The 15,770-nt window shown below is 51.1% G+C and carries 13 protein-coding genes, 1 riboswitch and 1 other annotated feature; of the genes, 5 read left to right on the top strand and 8 right to left on the bottom strand.

Going from position 1 to position 15,770, the window contains the following annotated elements; genetic code table 11:
* Nucleotides 1–10: 10 nt before the first annotated feature.
* On the top strand, nt 11–1,597 hold the full coding sequence (locus EI42_RS04170) for a winged helix-turn-helix domain-containing protein (RefSeq protein ID WP_111319096.1): 1,587 nt from the start codon (nt 11–13) through the stop codon (nt 1,595–1,597).
* Nucleotides 1,598–1,633: 36 nt separating this feature from the next.
* Here the strand turns inward: EI42_RS04170 and EI42_RS04165 are convergent, their stop codons facing one another.
* Nucleotides 1,634–2,908 carry a phosphotransferase gene (locus tag EI42_RS04165; RefSeq protein ID WP_111319094.1) on the bottom strand — a complete coding sequence of 425 codons (1,275 nt, stop codon included), beginning with the start codon at nt 2,906–2,908 and terminating at the stop codon, nt 1,634–1,636.
* A gap of 428 nt (nt 2,909–3,336) precedes the next feature.
* Between EI42_RS04165 and EI42_RS04160 the strand changes: the two genes are divergently transcribed.
* Entirely contained in the window at nt 3,337–3,693 is a 357-nt protein-coding gene (locus EI42_RS04160; RefSeq protein ID WP_111319092.1) for a DUF5522 domain-containing protein, read from the top strand.
* A gap of 11 nt (nt 3,694–3,704) precedes the next feature.
* On the opposite strand, the gene EI42_RS04155 is transcribed toward EI42_RS04160, so the two are convergent.
* Both EI42_RS04155 and EI42_RS04150 read right to left on the bottom strand, forming a co-directional pair.
* Complete coding sequence (locus EI42_RS04155) at nt 3,705–3,941, bottom strand: hypothetical protein (RefSeq protein WP_111319090.1); 237 nt, start codon at nt 3,939–3,941, stop codon at nt 3,705–3,707.
* 276 nt (nt 3,942–4,217) lie between these two features.
* On the bottom strand, nt 4,218–5,129 hold the full coding sequence (locus EI42_RS04150) for a CHAP domain-containing protein (RefSeq protein WP_111319088.1): 912 nt from the start codon (nt 5,127–5,129) through the stop codon (nt 4,218–4,220).
* Between the two features lie 462 nt (nt 5,130–5,591).
* Here EI42_RS04150 and EI42_RS04145 point away from each other — a divergent pair, with 462 nt between their 5' ends.
* Both EI42_RS04145 and EI42_RS04140 read left to right on the top strand, forming a co-directional pair.
* Nucleotides 5,592–6,920 (top strand): S53 family peptidase, encoded by a 1,329-nt coding sequence (locus EI42_RS04145; RefSeq protein ID WP_111319086.1) that lies wholly within the window; start codon nt 5,592–5,594, stop codon nt 6,918–6,920.
* Between the two features lie 96 nt (nt 6,921–7,016).
* Nucleotides 7,017–7,976 carry a DUF2207 family protein gene (locus EI42_RS04140; RefSeq protein WP_170142335.1) on the top strand — a complete coding sequence of 320 codons (960 nt, stop codon included), beginning with the start codon at nt 7,017–7,019 and terminating at the stop codon, nt 7,974–7,976.
* An 82-nt stretch (nt 7,977–8,058) separates the two neighbouring features.
* Here EI42_RS04140 and asd read toward each other — a convergent pair whose 3' ends face one another.
* From asd to metX, 4 genes are all read right to left on the bottom strand, one after another.
* Entirely contained in the window at nt 8,059–9,132 is a 1,074-nt protein-coding gene (gene asd / locus EI42_RS04135) for an aspartate-semialdehyde dehydrogenase (RefSeq protein WP_111319082.1), read from the bottom strand.
* 51 nt (nt 9,133–9,183) lie between these two features.
* Complete coding sequence (locus tag EI42_RS04130) at nt 9,184–10,653, bottom strand: aspartate kinase (protein ID WP_111319080.1); 1,470 nt, start codon at nt 10,651–10,653, stop codon at nt 9,184–9,186.
* A 131-nt stretch (nt 10,654–10,784) separates the two neighbouring features.
* Nucleotides 10,785–12,110 carry a homocysteine synthase gene (locus EI42_RS04125; RefSeq protein WP_111319078.1) on the bottom strand — a complete coding sequence of 442 codons (1,326 nt, stop codon included), beginning with the start codon at nt 12,108–12,110 and terminating at the stop codon, nt 10,785–10,787.
* Nucleotides 12,111–12,152: 42 nt separating this feature from the next.
* A complete protein-coding gene (gene metX / locus EI42_RS04120) occupies nt 12,153–13,295 on the bottom strand; it encodes a homoserine O-acetyltransferase MetX (RefSeq protein ID WP_111319076.1) in 1,143 nt (380 codons plus the stop codon).
* Between the two features lie 192 nt (nt 13,296–13,487).
* Nucleotides 13,488–13,777: a binding site (T-box leader), on the bottom strand.
* Nucleotides 13,778–13,848: 71 nt separating this feature from the next.
* Nucleotides 13,849–13,963, bottom strand: a riboswitch (SAM riboswitch).
* Nucleotides 13,964–14,304: 341 nt separating this feature from the next.
* Here metX and EI42_RS04115 point away from each other — a divergent pair.
* On the top strand, nt 14,305–14,514 hold the full coding sequence (locus EI42_RS04115) for a helix-turn-helix domain-containing protein (RefSeq protein ID WP_111319074.1): 210 nt from the start codon (nt 14,305–14,307) through the stop codon (nt 14,512–14,514).
* Nucleotides 14,515–14,585: 71 nt separating this feature from the next.
* Here the strand turns inward: EI42_RS04115 and EI42_RS04110 are convergent, their stop codons facing one another.
* Nucleotides 14,586–15,758, bottom strand: a complete 1,173-nt coding sequence (locus EI42_RS04110) for a thiolase family protein (RefSeq protein WP_111319072.1) — start codon at nt 15,756–15,758, stop codon at nt 14,586–14,588.
* Between the last annotated feature and the right edge of the window lie 12 nt (nt 15,759–15,770).

Raw genomic sequence — 15,770 nt, 5'->3', positions numbered from 1 at the left:
AGGGTGAGAGATGGTAGATCAAAGCATGACATGGCTGGGCTTACTGAATCCGTTTTCTAGTAGTGCTGAAGGACGGATACGGAGGATATCAGGGAGAGGAACCGATATCAAAAAAATGATTGTTGCCCAACAAAGCGCAATTATTTTAACGGGAGCACCTCGTATCGGGAAAACATCCCTGATTCGGTATCTGCAAGGGAGGCCGGAGAATATCTGGTCATGGCGTCACGAAGAAGAGCTTACTTCTTTGCAGGATCTATTTTCTCTGGATACATATCATTTTGTGCAGATAGATTTAACCCCTCTGGAAGTATGCAAGCATGTACAGGATATGCTTCCTGCATTTGTTACAGAATGTTTTAACTCTTTGTCTGAGATTCACCATATTTCAAACGATGCGACGAGTATAGAAGTGCAAGACATACGGGATCTCTTGAGAACGATGAATCTTTTATACCCCAATGATCGCTACTTTGTGATGTTGGACTCGATTGAGAAGCTTGATCGACCTGATATAACATTCCCTGAGCTAGAGAGCAGTGGAGCAAGATCACCCCAGGAACGAGGAATTGCTTTATTAAACCATTGCGGTGCTATTCGCATCCTGGTTGATTTGATCGATGAGTTTGCCTGCTTGAATGTGATTCTTTCTATTGAAAGTCTTCCTCTTGCGAATATTGAAGGCCAGTTTGAAAATATCTCTGCCGACCTTGCTCGTTTTTATACAATGCCACTTCAGTGTTTTACCAGAAAAGATGCTATGGCTTTTTTGGCTCAAGATGCTGATAGCTTTGGTCCTGCTTGGGCCAAAGCTTTTCGGCGCTTAGGAGGAGAAGAGGTATTCTCATTACAAGAGCAGCAATGGATTTTACAACAAGCCGGATCTCACCCCTATCTTTTACAGCAGTTCTGCTATCAGCTTTTTTATTTGAAGCAGCTTTATGCAGATATGTACGGCCAATGGAAAGAGGTGCCGCCAGAAAGTAGAGCGCATTTAGTTGAGCAGGTAAATGCCGGCGTAGCAACGTTCCTTATAGGACTCTGGAAACGCCTTACTGAAGCGCTGGCAAGCGGCGGGCAGGATGCGAAGGATGCCTTTGCTCACTTTGTTCTGACCTTGAAACAACGAGAGGAGGTGCTTTCTGCCCACGAGTGGCAGGCGCTGCATTATAAGATACGCTACATTTTAGTCAATGAAGGCATTGTGCGCTACGATCCTTTCCAACCCATTTATTTACCAGGTTCTCTGCTTTGTCATTTCTTGCGTCAGCAGCAGTTCCGTGAATATCCCACACAATTGGGACGCACTGCCAGTTTCAGTGTGAGTATTTCACTGGAGAATCGGTCAGTAAAGCAGCTCTCATTAACCGAGCTCGAATACAGATTGCTCAAGGTATTAATGGAGCATCCGCTGCGCTGTAGTAGCGAGGTATTAATGAAAGAGGTTTGGGGGAAAATGATAGAGCGTTCAACTCTCTCCCAACGGTTATACCATTTGCGAAAGAAGTTGCGAAAGCACAGTGGCGTGGATTTTATTGCTAATCATTATGGAGGGCATTACTCTTTGCGTTTTCCTGACCGCTTGAGGTTTGAGTAAGAGAAATGCCCCGCGCTCTCGCTGAAATTATTGGATTTATATATATAAATGAAGTTTGCCTGTATACCATTGAGCGATGTCAAAATACCGATGTACTACGTCTGGGGATTGATGATCATAACTATAGCTCGTGTATGTACGAACGAGTGCTTTTTCCACCAGATAGTAGAAAATTATGGGTAATATTTTTTCCATAATTTCCCCACTATCCTGACAATACTGAGCTATGAGTTGAAGAATGCAATGATGTCTTCGCTCGTTAGATGAAGGATAATAAAAAAAGATCTCAACCAGTAACATAGCGAGATCACTGAGGAGATCGATGTAGAAAAAGTCCTCATTAAAATCAATTGCATCGATAATATATACCCGAAAACCTGAAGAATTATTCTGAGTAAACAGGTTATTTGCTTTGAGATCCCCATGACAGCGCCGAATTTGCCCATTCTTTTGGCGTTCTTCAAAAGAGGACTTATACACTCGCAGGGCTTTTTCCATTGTGTCTGCAATTTGATTTAAAGAAGAGGGGTTGACAATATCTATAGGCAGATGTGCGCTTCTCAGAGCGCCCAGATTAGACTGAAATTTGGAATAAAGTTGCCAGATTGTACCAAATCGTGTTGGAGCCGGATCAAGCCCTTGGTGATGGCGAGCAATCTGATGAATGAGCATGGAGAGGTTGCTCATATCGAAAACAAAGCTTTCCTGACTCAAGTAGTGATTGAGCCAGTTGGCTTTTGGGATATAATGCATCAGAACGGCATATCTATATCCATCATTGTTTAACTTGTTGAAATCGGGATGAACTATATGTTTCCCAAGTAATATGTGAGTATCTGTTTCGTAAAATTGGACGACGCCTATATAGATGGGAGCATTTTTTCTGTTGAATTTTAAGCCATCTAGCAAACTATAAAGTGCAATATCTCCATGTTCTATTGCTCGGTTATATAACGGCTCTCCTGTATATCTGCCGTCATCCTCTACAAGGTTTATTTTGAACTCCTTGCCGGGAAATTTGTTGCGTAAGGTAGAAGGGGTATTAGCATCAGGCCCGATTAATTCGGGAGCGGCAGTGATATTGCCGGGGTCTGAATCCTTTCCTCGCTCAAGCAGTGTTGTATTGTCGAAAAAGGTATACATATAGGTCCTGTCAACGTGATGTCCTCTGGAGGGGATGTAAATTTTCAGACTTTCATATAATTGGGGCCCTTTGTTGTATTTTATAACCCTGAGTTCGCCTTTATAATCTATTTGAATTACTTTGGAAATAGGGGTATCTGCTAGCACCTCGATTTTTTCACATTTCATTTAATGGACTCCTTTCCACCTGCTTCACACGTAATAGATCCGGTATTAATCGGAGTAATTTTATCCATAGGAGCATCTTCCTTAACCACTTCCGGGAAAACTTGCCTGTTGCGTAGAATTGCCCTTCTACCCTCTCTAGTTGCAACGAATAAATCCATTGCACTGTACTTAGTATAGGATATAGCTCTGCTAATTAAGAAGGAAATAGCCAAAATGGCCCTGAGTACTTTGATATCACTATCCTGTCAGCAAAAGCTTCGTATATTTCGCTATACTTCTGTATACTACCTACCGGATTGCTGTAGCAGAGATATCTGAATAACGTTTGGGGAGGCGTGGTTCTGTGATGTGAAATGCGCTACAATAAAACAAGGCTGTTCCATTCGCGATGGTGCATAATGAAGTAACTTGTCTGAGAATATGGGGAGATGGAAGCAAACTTGAAGCGAAAACTGCAAAATGAGAATGCAGATTGGGAAATAACCTCTGATGGTCTGTATGTTGCGACAAGAGGATTTTTGATTCGCCGTGGCTATTGTTGCGCCAATCGGTGTAAGAATTGTCCGTATATCAACTGGCGGGATAACCCCAAGTGGGAGCCCGCACCGCCAGAGGCCGTACGGCAGATGCGGGTATCACCAAAAGCGATCGCGGGAGCTGAAGCTATGCTGGCCTATCATAGGCAACAATTAGAGCTGGCTCACGACGAGCAAGAGCAGCGCTATCATCGGCGTATGTGGACACATTATGCTCATCTGTTGCGTTGTTGGGGGGCCGGTTCCTGATCGCCACTGCTTTATGGTGATGAGACTGCGATATGCACGACGAGACGCTTTGGTGAGCGTGGTCCGGGTTGCTTGCGACCGGTACCGCGAATGATGACGATCTGACGTAGTGAGGTTGTATCTTTTTGTAGTACTTCATCTTCTGGTTGACGTTCTGGTGTGGCATTTTGATACAATGTGGTTCCTGTTGTTTCGTTCTCTGGTTGCTGACGGAATGTTTCAGATGTTGTGGAATAAAAGGACGGCATGCAGAATTCCCTTTTCTCTTCTAGCTTGCATTCAAACGTGTACATGTACTCACAAAAACATCAGGCGTCCATTGCTGAATTAAACCAGCTTTGAGCTCCTTCGTCAAGCAAACGAGCCGGATACCAGGACCAAGATGCTACTCCCCTTTTCTCGCTGTCTGTTGAAGAAGAGCCCTTTCTTGCTTTCTCTTCTGTTTTTACCTCTTTTTGAGAAATACTGAGGCAAAAAGAAAGGGCTACAGATCAATTAACCTGTAGCCCTGTCATATGTTTGCTTTAGTGCCAGACGAAGTACATTCCCGGACCGGGTGAGAAATCCCAGTAGGACAGGGTTGCGAAACCGCCGCCTCCGGCATACCAGTTCCAGTTGCTGGTATGAACGGTTCCGTCAGGATTGATACTCTCTACGATCGCAACGTGACCGTAGCCACCTGCTCCCTGTACACCCGGCATCATTACCAGGATAGAACCGACGACAGGTTGTTGTGAGACATGCCAGCCATACGCATATGCTCCACTTACCCAGTCTGCTGCATTACCGAGCCAGGGAACCCAGATCCCGGTTAATTCGTGATAGCGCATTGCCGCCCAGTAGGTGCATTGACCGTAAAAGAAGTGGTTGCCGTCGCCGTAAGCGCCTGGAGGAGGAGTCGGAACACCTTCAAAGACCTGATTCCCCGGATCATAACCGTCCTGGGTTACAGCCGTCGCCGTGGCTGCCTGCTCGGGGAGCAAGGTCACTTTGTCATTCTTCGAGTTAAAACTGTTCAGCGTACTGTTGAGGAGCGTGCTTGGCGCTCCCTTTGCGTCAGATGTGATAGGAACGACTGTTGCCAGTGCGCCGCCGATGATCAGGACGAGCGTCAGAGTGGCAGCAATATGCAGAACGAAACGCCGACCTTTTGGAGGGCGGACGCCGCCACTTTTCTTCCCGGAGCCTTTAATAACAACCGGGTCACGTTTGACCCCATTATCTCCTAGTGCTCCAGTGAGCTGGCGCGTCACTTTGGGAGCCATCATCTGCGAAGCATTCAAAGGTGCAGCGGGAAGCGGCTGTGATGCTGGTGGCATCTCTGCCCCTGGAAACGCCAGTTGCTCTACCGGAGTTTGCTGTTCTGTGGCATCCGAGGAGAGAGAATCAGTGTGTAATTGTGATTCAGGATTCTTTGTGAAATTCAACGACGACATACGAAATATCCTTCACTCCAGTATCTCGCATTACAATAAATACTTTTGCGATTTGCAGCACTTCATCACCTATACCTGACTTTACCCAAGGAGCTCGGGGGGGTCAAGTTATGTTCCGTTAAATAGGACTATAGAACTACATTGAGCAGCATGATCTTAACCAAAAAAGAAAGTACGCTGCTACTCCTCTCCCTGGAAAAATACAGAGCTACTCATTGCTACGTGAAATATATGCTAATCGGGCACAATTAGTAGTAATCTGAGGAACAGGCGGAACAGGATAAACCGGTTGCTGCTCTACACTCCTTTTCTCCGGGGATTTCACCTGAACGAGCCTGTTTCTGCTGACCAGATACGAGGGGAACAGGTATAATGTGCGCAGGGTCAGAAACAATAGAGTATTTCTGACCTGGTGTACCATCGCTATGACCTGCGTGGGTCAGGTATAACGAGAGGAGAAGCATGAAAAAAGAGTTTTTGCGGTATTGGTGTTCCCTCAGCCTGCTGCTAACGCTACTGCTGGCTGCCTGTGGTGGAGGTGGTGGGGACAATGGAGAACAGCCGACAAAGCAGCCACTGGTAACCCCAACAGTACCACAAACTGCAACGACTGAGCCTGTCACTTCCTGTCCTGCACGGCTCAAGGAAGTGCGAACCTGTCTGACGCCCTATACGCTACGGCAGGTGTATGGTGTCCAGTCGTTGATTGATAAGGGATATACCGGGAAAGGGCAGACCGTTGTGCTGATCGAGTCCTTTGGGAGCCCAACAATCAAAGAAGATACAGACGCTTTTAGCAAGACCTTCGGCCTTCCTCCTGCCGATATAGAGGTCATCTCGCCGCTCAATGTGCCGGAAAAAGATCCGCATAATGATAAATATGGCTGGATGCAAGAAACGACGCTGGATGTCCAGATTGTGCATTCTATTGCTCCCGAAGCAAAGATCGTTATTCTGGTCAGTCCGGTGGCTGAAACGCAGGGCACTTTTGGCCTACCGGAATATCGTCAGCTAGAACAATATATTCTTGACCATAAGCTTGGAAATATTGTCTCACAGAGCTGGGGGGCATCTGAACTGACATTGCAGGATAAAGCTGCCCGCGATGAGCTCAATAAGTGGGATGCATTATTGAAAAAAGGGGCACTTGAGCATCATATTACCTACCTTAGCTCGTCTGGTGATTCCGGGGCTACCGATTATATCGATCAGGAGAGTACACGTCTGGGTGATAAGCCGACGACGGTTTTTTCAGCCAGTAATCCCTGGGGGCTTGCCGTCGGTGGGACAACGGTTCTGCCCAAAAAATCTGGTGGCTATACCGAGAGGGCATGGAATGGGAGTGGTGGTGGCTTCAGCAGTATTTTCGCGCTTCCCGAATATCAGAAAAAGCTACCCGCGCAGGTACAACAGATGTTGCAGAACCGACGAGGCGTGCCCGATGTTTCGGCTAATGCTGATCCGGCAACCGGCCTTGCCTATTATCTCAAGGGTAACTGGTCAATGGCAGGTGGAACCAGCGCCAGCGCTCCCCTGTGGGCAGGCCTGATCGCCATTGCAAACCAGATGGCCGGGAAACCACTCGGCTTTATCAATCCTGCTCTGTATCAACTGGCTACGACTCCCGCCTATAACCAGTGCTTCCATGATATAACGACCGGCGACAATACCAATCGTGAGGCTGATGTGGAAGGCTATCCGGCGGTGCAAGGATGGGATCCCGTTACCGGTCTGGGCACACCGAACGCGGAGAAACTGCTTCCTGAGTTAATCAAAATACAACATGCTTGAATGAGGTGAGCTGCTCTCTTTTTTTGCGTTTCAGGGGCGCTTGCGCTAGAGTATGAAGGAAGTTGAAAAATAAAAGATAAAGGATGGTCGATCGCTGTGTTCATCGCTGGCATTCTTCTTTTTTTGCTCGGGGCCGCTGCCCTCTTCTGGTATTGGAGAAAAGAAGGTGGCTTTGCTCGCACTCATCTGGATGATACAGAGATACAGGAACCGGAGTGCCTGGCTCCGGCAATTGCAGGGATCATGGCGATGAGTGCGCCGTTGCCGTCCTGGCATCATGCCCAGAGCGCCCTCTATCATCTGGCCAATCAGGGCATCTTACGAGTGCGGGAACTTGAGGAAACGGTTCTCTGGCGACCCGATCAGGCGGATTATCTACTTGAAATCGTTCAGGTGCCAGAGCAGTTGAGCGAGCATGAGCAGGGAGTGCTTGCCATGCTTTTCCCGGAAGGATATACGCGGGGTGCCTCGCTGAAAGCTTCTCAATTGAAGCGAGCCTATAGCAAACAATATCGATATTTCGCTGACGCATTGTTGCATGAGCTCGAAGAAAAGGGGTTTCTGGATCGGCGAAGGCAATATGTCCGCGGACATTTCGGCCTGATTTGTGTGTGTTCTCTGATCCTGGCGCTGATCGGGTGTATGATCGGGCTGACCGTTGGCTCGACCGAGGGGATCGGTTCGGTTGTCCACCTGGCCTTTGGCTTATTGGGCATTAGTGCCATCGCGTTCTTTATGCGCCTGCTTTATTCGACGCTCTCACCCCGAGGGCGAAGGCAGTCGCAGCGCTGCCGGGAATTCGCGAACTCGCTGCTCACGGCAATGAAGAAGGATACCGGGCCCGAAACGTTTGTGCAATACTTCCCCTATGCTGCCGGGTTTGGCTGGTTGGCCGCGTGGGTTTATGCGTTTCAGCAGCGTGAGGCTTTGAACGCTCCTGACTGGTATCAGCCTCGTACCTCGGGGGATGCACCACGCTCATTTGCTGCGATGCTCTTGATGTGGAATTCGATCTTTACCCGTAGCAATGGCGGTGATCTCCGCAAAAGTAACTAGGAAGTATCCGGGACGTCTCTGGTCGAGAGAAAGAGGACGGCACAAGGCCTGATGCTTTGCGCCGTCCTTTCATCGCAAGAGGCTAGAGCAAACCTTTTTGCACACAGAGTTCCGCATTCAGGACCGAACCACCAGCCGCGCCCCGGATGGTGTTGTGACCCAGGACCACAAACTTGTAGCTGAGAATCGGGCAGGGGCGCAGGCGTCCGATAGTTGCTGTCATACCCCGGCCTGCATTGCGGTCGCGAACCGTTTGCGGGCGATCCTCTTCATAACGATAGATCAGCGGATGCGCGGGAGCCGTAGGAAGCTTGAGCTGTTGTGGCTCTGGCTGATAGTTTGTCCAGACTGCAATGATATCCTCGGGGGTGGCCTGACGCTCAAGCTCTATACTGACGCATTCCAGGTGTCCTTCTCGGGTAGGAACGCGGGTGCAGTGAGCACTGACAGCAAGGGGAGCATCAACAAATCCCCGGCCCTCTTCCCAGGTACCAAGCATTTTACGCGTCTCGCGTTCCAGCTTCTCTTCTTCGCCCCCGATATATGGGATCACATTATCTACAATGTCATAGGAAGGCAGACCGGGATAACCTGCCCCGGAGATTGCCTGTAGCGTGGTGAGGATGGCTTTCTTGATGCCAAAGGCCTGCTGGAGTGGCTTGAGGGCCATTACCAGCGGCGTCGCCGAACAGTTCGCATTCGTGATAATAAAGCCGGGCCATTCTCTGCGTTGGCGCTGTTCCTGAATGGCCGCGACATGATCGGCGTTGACTTCTGGAATCAACAGGGGCACATCGGGTGCCATGCGGTGGTTTTTTGCATTGCTGAAGACCGCTACTCCGGCTCGGGCAAAGGCCTCCTCGATCTCGCCCGCTACCTCTCCGGGAAGCGCTGAGAAGACAACGCGTACGCCCGGGAGCGCTTCGGGACGACAGGCAACGACCGGCAAGGAGGCGACAGAAGCGGGCATGTCGCTTTCGGGGAGACGCCAGCGGGCTACTTCTCCATAGGGGCGGCCACCATGCTGCTCTGAGGCGGCAAGCCCGACCAGCTCAAACCAGGGATGATTGTGCAAAAGCTCGATGAAGCGTTGACCGACCATGCCTGTCGCGCCAAGAACGGCCACTGGAATACGTTGCTGTAACTGTGATGCCATAATAGTGCGTATTCTCTCCATTTCACTCAAGATTGATTTTGTCTGGCAGCCTTATGCTTCGCGGCGTTTTTCCTGTGTGGAATGGCGTACCAGCGGGATAACAGGCGCAATCAGATCACGATGCAGACTTCGCAGCGCCCGCTCGCTATCCTTCTCCTCAATAACCAGCGTGATATTGAGGTCGGAGGAACCCTGAGCGATAACCGGGATTCGCTCGTGTGCCAGGGCTGCGACGGCGCGGGCCGGGCTCATCGGATCAGCCATAAAACCGGAGCCAATGCAGGCACAGAGCGCTACATTGCGGCGACAGCGTACTGTCCAGTGTCCCATATCGTGTTGGAGCAGTGCAAGGATCGAGTCAGCAGATGCAGCCTCAACCAGAAATGAAAGGTGTTGACCCGAAGTTGAACAGATCGCAACCGGGGCTGCATCGGCGCGTGCCGCCAGCTCAAAGACCTGACCGGCATTCTCCTGAGCCCCGAACATATCCGTGCTCTCCATGATGATCAGGGCCAGGTTACGCTTAACGGTGATCGCACGTGCGCCGCTATTCCGCTGCGGGGCAACCGGTCCCACCACGGTGCCGCGAAGATGCGGGCGGAATGTGTTGCGTACCCGGACCGGAATATTGCGTGAGGCAATCGGGATCAGCGTGCGCGGATGCAGAACCTTCGCACCGAACCAGGAGAGCCGGGCGGCTTCTGCATATGAAAGGTGTGTTAGAAGGCGGGCATTCGTCACCTGGCGTGGGTCGGCGGTAAGGACACCATCCACGTCGGTAAAGATAGTCACTTCCGTGCAGTCGAGTGCTGCACCGATAACCGTGGCAGAGTAGTCCGAGCCGTTACGTCCCAGGGTGGTCACAAAGCCTGTGATGGTGCGGCCCAGGAAGCCAGCAGCAATGGGGACAATCCCACGCTCGACCAACGGGCGAACCAGTTTTGCCGCGTTGGCCCGGGTCTCTTCAGGAATAGGGTTTGCGCCAATGACCACACCGAAAGGCTGAGTGGTATCAGTTTTGGGGTGACTTGTAATGATAATTTCCTGTCGGATAGGTTCGGCAGCAATCCCTATTTCATTGACCGCGGCGGCAACCAGCAGGACCGAAAGCCGCTCGCCATATGCGGCAACCGCAGCGGTACGAAGCGTGACATCCTGATTCAGCTCGGCAACCCGCGCCAGAGCCTTAATATCGAGTTGTAATGATGAAAAGGTATTGGTCAGTTCAGCAAGCAGATCCGAAAGCGCTCTGCGATCAGTGACGAGCACTTCTGCGGCGTCGAGATGTTTTTGTCGCAGCTCCTTAAACTCTCGTATAATCTCCTCTTGCTGCCCTTCGCAGGCGTAGCGGGCAATACGGAGAAGCTGGTCCGTGATACCTGCCATTGCTGATACAACGACAACTGGAAAAGCGTCCTGTTCCTGACGCGCCTGTGCGATAACGCGGGCCACCTGTTGGATACGTTCACCACTTCCTACAGATGTACCGCCGAATTTCAAAACACAAACAGCATGTTCCATTTAAGTCACCCCAATTTGACAATGCTTCATGGTCCGGGATTGCCGGACACTCTTTCCTATGAACCGAAAACAAAAAGAAGAGGTATCGCTGATACGCCGCGATACCTCTCGATGAAGCGAATCGTGTCACGTTACGCGTTGACCGATTCATTTGCGGCGGCTACAGCAGCTTTGAGCGCCTGATCCAGGTCCTCAATCAGATCCTCTACGGTCTCAAGGCCAACCGAGAGACGGATGAAGTCTGGAGTGACGCCGGTTGCCTCTTGCTCCTCTGGCGTGAGCTGTGAGTGCGTAGTGCTGGCAGGATGAATAATCAGAGATTTGGCATCGCCAATATTTGCCAGATGCGAGAAGAGCTCAATATGGCGAATCAACTGCTTACCTGCTTCAAGCCCACCTTTAATGCCAAAGCCAAGAATAGCGCCATAACCATGCGTGAAGTATTTTTTCGCCAACTCGTGCTGCGGATGGCTCTTCAAGCCGGGATAGCTGACCCAGGAGACAGCAGGATGCTCTTCCAGAAACTCTGCAATGCGCTGCGCGTTCTGGCTATGCCGCTCCATGCGCAGCGGAAGGGTTTCCAGACCTTGCAGGAAAAGCCAGGCATTAAACGGGCTGACAGCCGGGCCCATGTCACGTAAAAGCTGGACACGTGCCTTCGTAATGTATGCCTGTGGACCCAGTGCCTCGACATAGCGCAGCCCATGATATGAGGGATCTGGCTCGGTCAGGCCGGGGAAGCGCCCACTCGTGGCCCAATCGAAGGATCCGCCATCGACAATAACCCCACCGATGGAGGTTCCGTGACCACCGATAAACTTGGTGGCCGAGTGAATCACGATATCCGCTCCGTGTTTCAGCGGCTGCACCAGATACGGCGTCGCCATAGTGTTATCAATAATCAGGGGAATCTTGTTGGCATGCGCGATCTCGGCGATCGTGCTGATATCCAACGTGTCCAGCCGTGGATTGCCGACCGTTTCTGCATAGACAGCTTTTGTTTTCTCTGTAATCGCAGCACGAATGTTTTCCGGGTCGCGGCTATCAACAATGCGTGTGGTGATGCCGAACTTGGGAAGGGTGTAGTGCAGCAGATTGTAGGTCCCGCCGTAGAGGCTTGCGGAGGCAACAATTTCGTCGCCCGCCTCGGCGATATTGAGAATCGCCAGCAACTCAGCAGCCTGTCCAGAGGCGGTAGCCAGTGCGCCAACGCCGCCCTCTAATGCCGCAATACGCCGCTCAAATGCATCCTGAGTCGGATTCATAATGCGGGTGTAAATATTGCCACTTTGCTGCAAAGAAAAGAGATTCGCCGCATGTTCCGGGCTATCAAACACATAGGATGATGTCTGATAGATGGGCACCGCACGGGCATTAGTTGCGCTATCGGCTGTCTCCTGTCCTGCATGCAGAGAGAGGGTTTCAAATCCATAGCTGCGATTACTGTTGAGCGCCATAGAAAGTCAACTCCTTTTCAATCGAGTGAGTAGAGAAACCAGCTAAACAAGCTGCGTGATAACTGCGGACATCTGCTGCCATTCTTTTAAGAATGCATCATGACCACAAGGCGAGTCAAGTTCTGTATAGATTGCATTACCGCCCAGCTTGCGTACAGCATCAGCCAGAGCCTGCACACGAGCTGCCGGAAAGAGAAAGTCCGAGGTAATGCCGACAAACAGGATTTTGCTGCTGATTCGGCGCAATGCCGCTTCCAACGAGGGGAAACCAGCACTGATGTCGAAGAGATCCATTGCCCTGCTGAGATAGAGATAGCAGTTCGCATCAAAGCGACGCACCAGCGCCTCACCCTGATAGTAGAGGTAGTTTTCAACGTCGAAGCGGCCACCCAGATCGGGATGACTGGTCGGCGAAGAAACGGCCTCGCGTCTCAGCGTATTGCGCCCGAAGCGGTGTTCCATTGACGCCTCGCTTTGATAGGTGATCATTGCCAGCATGCGTGCAATCGAAAGGCCGGTGGCGGGGCCTTTCCCGGGTGCATAGTCGCCACACTGCCAGTCGGGATCGGCCATAATGGCCTGGCGGGCGACTTCATTGAAGGCAATTCCCTGGGCGGTCAGCGCTCCTGTGGCGGCAATGACCGCTGTTTTTGAGATCAGCTCGGGGTAGAGTACTGACCAGCAGAGCGCTTGCTGACCGCCGATAGACCCTCCAATGACCAGTTCGAGCCGTTTCACGCCCAGATGATCGATCAGTTTGCGCTGTGCTCGCACCATGTCATGGATGGTTATAACCGGGAAGCGCATTCCATACGGACGCCCAGTCCGAGGGTCGATGGATGCGGCTCCGGTGCTGCCATAACAGCCGCCAAGCACGTTCGAGCAGATGATGAAATACCGGTCGGTATCCAGTGGGCGGCCCGGCCCTATCAATGGATTCCACCATGCTGCTTTGGGATCATAGGGACGAGCCGGGTCATGGGCGTGGGCATCACCGGTCAGCGCATGGGTAATCAGAATCGCGTTTGTGCCTGTGGCATTGAGTGTTCCCCATGTCTCATATGCCAGCGTAATCGGGCCGAGCACTCCTCCCTGCTGGAGTGATAGCCGATCAAAGGAAAAGGTCTTCTTTTGTGTTTCCGGTGTGATCGAAATGGGCTGCGTGATCTGAACTTTTGCCACCATAAGTTTTCGACTCTCCTTTCACGCGACTGGACTGTAGCGTGCCTCTCAAAAGGGCTCTCCTGTATGTCAACCGAACAGACGGATGTACCGTATTCAGGCTCTAGAACGCTAGTGAACCGATATCGAATATATATTGACACGCCCTGAAATATCTATGGAGGAGGAAAAGGGTGAAAAAAAACCCTCCCCCATCACAGGGGCGAGGGTAATTAGGCTTCGCGGTACCACCCTGATTTGTTGACACCTCACGGTGTGCAACCTCAGTGAGTGCTGTTCTCCTTCCTCTTTTCTCTACCTGCTGGAAGTGACAGCACTGCTGGCCTGTAACGTAGCCACACGGCTCAACCTACTCTAGCTATACAGCTTTTTCAGTCTGCAACTCCGAGGTCATCTTCAATGCTGGTATGACGCTGACCTTCTCATCAACCGTCAACTCGCTGTAGCCACCCGTTGCATTTACTCGTCCTCTTCACGGTCATTTCCGTTCTATGCAGTGTTCAGGGCAACAAAAAACCCCTGACTTTTGACAGGGGTGCTGCGACTACGCATACTCCCCTCATCTTGCGGATTATGCATTCCGCCGGAATTGGCACCCTGTGTAATGCGACTTTGCAACACGGGTTGCCGGGCTTCATCGGGCCGTTTCCCTCCACCTCTCTGGATGAGAGCAATTGCTACTGCATATATTTTATTGTCAAAAGGTGCTTGCGTTTCGTATCGTTGTTAAGTATACCTAAGAGTTCTGAAAAATGTCAAGGGGGTGCACTGGAATTTGTTGAGCCGCTCCCCTTCTTTTTTTTATCCGTTCCCGGTGTAAAAAGAGCAAATATTGGAGAATGGTCATGTTTTCCTTTAAAATATGAAAAATAGATGGAAAATATTATATACTAAGACGTTAAATAAGTAAGAGTATACTATCATTTGTCGGCTTCTCCCGTTACTACCTTTATTTACTAAGAGGCCGTACTACACGTACTTAAACCGATATTCGTTTTTCAAGGGGGAAGACATGATACGTCTCAAGGTGAGGGAAATTGCTGAAAGCAAGAGCATCAGTATGACCCGTTTATCGAGAATCGCTGATGTAAACTACAAGACTGTACAGGCGCTGTTTCATGATCCGTATCGTGACGTAGCGTATAGCACTTTGGTCAAGCTCTCACGAGCCTTAGGGGTCAGTGTTGGCGATCTGGTTGAGGAGGAGCCCGACCGCAATTAGAACTATGGACAGGAAAGGAGAGAGAACAATGTATACGTACCCTGAAAACCGCTCAGGGTACGTTTTTTGGCTTAATCCAGCCGTTCAAGAATCAAGGCGTTGGCCATACCTCCGCCCTCACAGATCGTCTGAAGACCGTAGCGGAGCCCCGTTCGCTCCAGTTCGCAAAGCAGCGCAGTGGTCAGACGTGCCCCCGAGGCGCCCAATGGATGCCCAAGCGCAATTGCTCCGCCGTTGACATTGACCTTTGCCTGATCGACCCCAAGTTCATGCTGCCAGGCAAGCACAACACTTGCGAACGCCTCGTTGATCTCGAACAGGTCTATTTGCTCAAGCGTCATACGTGCCTTTGTTAAGACCTTGCGCGTGGCAGGTATGGGCGCAGTCAGCATAAACACGGGATCAGCTCCGGCAAGTGCGAAGGAGACAAAACGCGCTCGTGGCTTGAGGCCGAGGCGCTCAGCAACTCCTCGCTCCATTAGCAGCAGAGCGCAAGCTCCATCGCTAATCTGGGAGGAGTTTCCTGCCGTGATACGTCCTGCTGACCTGAACGCTGGCTGAAGCGCGGCCAGCTTTTCGAGACTGGTATCAGTACGAATCCCTTCATCTCGTTCCATTAGAACGCCAGTCTCCTGAAGCGGAACCGGAATAATCTGTGAGCGGAAACGCCCCTCAGCAGTAGCCTGTGCTGCTCGGCGATGGCTTTCGAGGCTGAAGGCATCCAGTTCGGCCCGACTGAGTTCCCATTTTTCTGCGATCAACTCCGCACTGATGCCCTGGTGGACAAGTCCTTCTGTGTAGCGTGCACTCATTCGCGGCCCGAATGGCTGTCCTGGCCCATGCTCATAGGTTGACCCCATCGGGACACGAGTCATTGATTCGACCCCTGCCGCAATGGCGACGTCATATGCTCCGCTGATGATGCCCTGCGCGGCAAAATGAACCGCCTGCTGTCCTGAGCCGCACTGACGGTCAACGGTGGTTGCAGGCACACTTTCGGGAAAGCCCGCGGCAAGCACTGCATTGCGTCCGATATTCAATGCCTGTTCTCCAACCTGGTCAACACAGCCTACAATGACGTCATCAACGAGGGTTGGGTCAAGGTTGGTGCGTTCGATCAGGGCGGAAAGGACATGAGCAAGGAGATCAACAGGATGCCAGTCTTTCAGGCTTCCATTTCGTTTCCCGATCGGTGTGCGCAGGGCGGCAACAATCACGGCCTCGCGCGTGGAGGGCTGTAACATAGCATGTTCTCC

The organism is Thermosporothrix hazakensis (assembly GCF_003253565.1).
GTDB lineage: Bacteria > Chloroflexota > Ktedonobacteria > Ktedonobacterales > Ktedonobacteraceae > Thermosporothrix > Thermosporothrix hazakensis.
This window is presented reverse-complemented; position numbering and strand designations above follow the sequence as displayed.

What these genes read in the sequence shown, in the direction of transcription:
- EI42_RS04170 (WP_111319096.1), top strand. Translation starts at nt 11, where the DNA reads ATGGTAGATCAAAGCATGACATGGCTGGGCTTACTGAATCCGTTTTCT.
- EI42_RS04165 (WP_111319094.1), bottom strand. Translation starts at nt 2,908, where the DNA reads ATGAAATGTGAAAAAATCGAGGTGCTAGCAGATACCCCTATTTCCAAA.
- EI42_RS04160 (WP_111319092.1), top strand. Translation starts at nt 3,337, where the DNA reads ATGGAAGCAAACTTGAAGCGAAAACTGCAAAATGAGAATGCAGATTGG.
- EI42_RS04155 (WP_111319090.1), bottom strand. Translation starts at nt 3,941, where the DNA reads ATGCCGTCCTTTTATTCCACAACATCTGAAACATTCCGTCAGCAACCA.
- EI42_RS04150 (WP_111319088.1), bottom strand. Translation starts at nt 5,129, where the DNA reads ATGTCGTCGTTGAATTTCACAAAGAATCCTGAATCACAATTACACACT.
- EI42_RS04145 (WP_111319086.1), top strand. Translation starts at nt 5,592, where the DNA reads ATGAAAAAAGAGTTTTTGCGGTATTGGTGTTCCCTCAGCCTGCTGCTA.
- asd (WP_111319082.1), bottom strand. Translation starts at nt 9,132, where the DNA reads ATGGCATCACAGTTACAGCAACGTATTCCAGTGGCCGTTCTTGGCGCG.
- EI42_RS04130 (WP_111319080.1), bottom strand. Translation starts at nt 10,653, where the DNA reads ATGGAACATGCTGTTTGTGTTTTGAAATTCGGCGGTACATCTGTAGGA.
- EI42_RS04125 (WP_111319078.1), bottom strand. Translation starts at nt 12,110, where the DNA reads ATGGCGCTCAACAGTAATCGCAGCTATGGATTTGAAACCCTCTCTCTG.
- metX (WP_111319076.1), bottom strand. Translation starts at nt 13,295, where the DNA reads ATGGTGGCAAAAGTTCAGATCACGCAGCCCATTTCGATCACACCGGAA.
- EI42_RS04115 (WP_111319074.1), top strand. Translation starts at nt 14,305, where the DNA reads ATGATACGTCTCAAGGTGAGGGAAATTGCTGAAAGCAAGAGCATCAGT.
- EI42_RS04110 (WP_111319072.1), bottom strand. Translation starts at nt 15,758, where the DNA reads ATGTTACAGCCCTCCACGCGCGAGGCCGTGATTGTTGCCGCCCTGCGC.